Below are 2877 nucleotides of genomic sequence, written 5' to 3' on the forward strand. Positions count from 1 at the left end.
AGGTTAAAGTCGTGTAAATTTTAAGTTAACGCTTTCTCTCTAGACTCGCCCTAGTCCGCAGGTCGGGGCCTGTTCCGCCATCCGTGCTTCGAGCCGGATGCGAGGCGACGCTGTACCGGCGGCGCCATGCGTTTCCCCCATGCAGGTTCCCATGCTGTATGATCTTACCGGAAAGCGCGTCTGGGTGGCCGGCCATACGGGCATGGTGGGCTCGGCGCTCGTGCGCCGCCTTGCCGGCGAGGACTGCACGGTCCTGACGGTGGACCGGCGGAGCCTGGACCTGCGCCGCCAGGCCGATGTCGAGGACTGGATGTCCGGGAACCGGCCGGACGCCGTCTTCGTCGCGGCGGCCAGGGTCGGCGGCATCCATGCCAACGACTCCCTGCCGGCCGACTTCATCTACGACAACCTGCTGATCGGCGCCAACATCATCCGCACCGCCCATCAGGTCGGTGTGGAGAAGCTTCTGTTCCTCGGGTCGTCCTGCGTCTATCCCAAGCTGGCGCCCCAGCCGATGGCCGAGGACGCGCTGCTGTCGGGTCCGCCCGAAGCGACCAACCGGCCCTATTCGATCGCCAAGATCGCCGGCATCCAGATGTGCCAGGATTACCGGCGCCAGCATGGCTGCGACTTCATTTCCACGGTGCCGACCAACCTGTACGGTCCCAACGACAACTTCGACCTGATGAGCGGCCATGTCCTGCCGGCGCTGATGCGGAAGATCCAGGCCGGCAAACGGGACCGGCTGGACCGTATCGAGCTTTGGGGCACGGGTTCGCCGCGGCGGGAGTTCATGCATGTGGACGATGCGGCCGATGCCTGCGTCTTCCTGATGAAACGCTACTCCGGCTCCCGGCACGTCAACGCCGGGATCGGCGAAGACGTCTCGATCCGCGAACTTGCCGAACTGATCGCCGAGGTGGCCGGATACCGGGGCGGGTTCGTATTCGACCCCGGCAAGCCCGACGGCGCTCCGCGCAAGCTGCTGGACGTGTCCAGGATGACGGAACTGGGATGGCGCGCCCGGATCGGGCTGCGGGAAGGGATCGAGAGCACCTTCCGGTGGCTGAACGACAATCCCGGCGCGCTGGACGCCAGGGGATGACTATCAGGAGCGGCCGATAGGATGACGGCGAAACGGAAGGTCCTGGTCTGCGGGGCGACCGGCTTCATCGGGCGCAACCTGACCGAAGCCCTGGCCCTGCGCGGCGATCTGGAAATCCATGCCGTGCGCTTCACCCGGCCGGCCTACGATTGTCCGGGCGTCGTCTGGCACCAGGGCGACCTGCGCGACGCCGATACCGTTTCCCGTCTGCTGGACGGCATGGACGTGGTGATCCAGGCCGCCGCCACGACGTCCGGTTCGAAAGACATCGTGACGCGGCCCCATATCCATGTCACCGACAACGCCGTCATGAACTCGCTCCTCCTGCGCGCCGCCCATGACCTTGGGGTGGGGCACTTCGTCTTCTTCAGCTGCACAATGATGTATCCGTCGTCGGACACTCCCCTGGCGGAAACCGATTGGGACCCGGCCGAAGCCTTGAACGACCGCTATTTCGGCATCGGCTGGACCAAGATCTATGTCGAGAAGATGTGCGAGTTCTTCTCCCGCCTGGGAACCACCCGGCATACGGTGATCCGGCATTCCAACGTCTACGGTCCGCACGACAAGTTCGACCTGGAAAGAAGCCACGTCTTCGGCGCGACCGTGACCAAGGCGATGACGGCGGCGGACGGCGTCGTCACCGTCTGGGGCAGCGGCGAGGAGGCCCGCGACCTGATCCATGTCGCCGATCTGGTCGACTTCGTCGAGCGCGCCGTCGACATCCAGAAGACCCCGTACGAGCTGTTCAACGCCGGGTCCGGACGGGCGGTGGCGGTCAGGGACCTGGTAGCCATGATCGTCGCCGCATCCGGCCGGGACCTGACGGTCCGCTACGACCTGTCGCAGCCGACGATCAGGACGGCGCTCTGCCTGGATTGCTCCAAGGCGCACCGGGAACTCGGCTGGACCGCGACGATCCCGCTGGAGGAGGGTATCCGCCGGACGATCTCCTGGTGGCGGGACGCCTTCGGCCCGCGCTCAGGCTGACGATGCGCTGTCCGGCTCGTGGAAGATGAGCTTCGTCCCGCTACGCTCGAACTCGATCGGGATCGTCAGGAGATCGCCGAGCGCGCTCCGAACGCTTTGTTGAACTTCCGGCGGCACGAAGAACAGCATGAAGCCGCCGCCGCCCGCTCCAAGCAGCTTGCCGCCGACGGCGCCCGCCGCGCGGGCGGCCTGGTAGATCTCGTCGATGAAGGCGGGTGCGATCCTGCCCGACAGGCTGCGCTTCAACTGCCATGATTCATGGAGCATCCGGCCGAAGCCGTTCAAGTCTCCGCCGCCGGCCAGACAATCGACGGCCTCGTCGACCATCTGCCGCATCAATGTCAACTCCTGATGCTTGTTCGGCATGGAGGCGACCACGTCGGCGGCGATGCTCGACCCGAAGCACGAAACGCCCGTGTAGAACAGCATGAGATGGGAACGGAGTTCCTCCATGCGGAGCGTCGGGAGGATGAGGCGCTGGACGTCGTATGAACCGTCCTGCCGGATGGTGATCCGGTTCAATCCGCCGAAGGCGGTCTCGATCTGATCCTGGACGCCGACGCTTTCGAGCAGCAGCTTCTGTTCGACGAAGATCGCCTCGTCCGCAAGCTGCTGCTTGCTTCTGAGCCGGCCCTCCAGGGCGTGCAGGGCATGCAGGATGCCGACCGTGAACGCCGAGCTGGAACCCAGCCCGGAGCGGGCCGGCAGATCGCCGTCGTGGTGGATCTCGATGCCGAAGTCTATCGACAGGTGCTTCAGGACGGTACGTATCACCGGATGAT

3 protein-coding genes are annotated in these 2877 nt (G+C 65.3%); 2 read left to right on the top strand and 1 reads right to left on the bottom strand.

The annotated features are described in order from the left end of the window. The first annotated feature begins 151 nt into the window (after positions 1-151). Together AC5JJ6_RS07185 and AC5JJ6_RS07190 are read left to right on the top strand one after the other, a co-directional pair. Entirely contained in the window at positions 152-1105 is a 954-nt protein-coding gene (locus AC5JJ6_RS07185) for a GDP-L-fucose synthase family protein (RefSeq protein WP_496041378.1), read from the top strand. Positions 1106-1126: 21 nt separating this feature from the next. Continuing rightward, entirely contained in the window at positions 1127-2095 is a 969-nt protein-coding gene (locus tag AC5JJ6_RS07190) for an NAD-dependent epimerase/dehydratase family protein (RefSeq protein WP_496041379.1), read from the top strand. Here the strand turns inward: AC5JJ6_RS07190 and AC5JJ6_RS07195 are convergent. Next, positions 2087-2877, bottom strand: a 791-nt coding sequence (locus AC5JJ6_RS07195; RefSeq protein WP_496041380.1) for a GHMP family kinase ATP-binding protein, incomplete at its 5' end; no start/stop codon positions are given. The genes AC5JJ6_RS07190 and AC5JJ6_RS07195 overlap by 9 nt on opposite strands.

Source organism: Skermanella sp. (genome assembly GCF_059503625.1).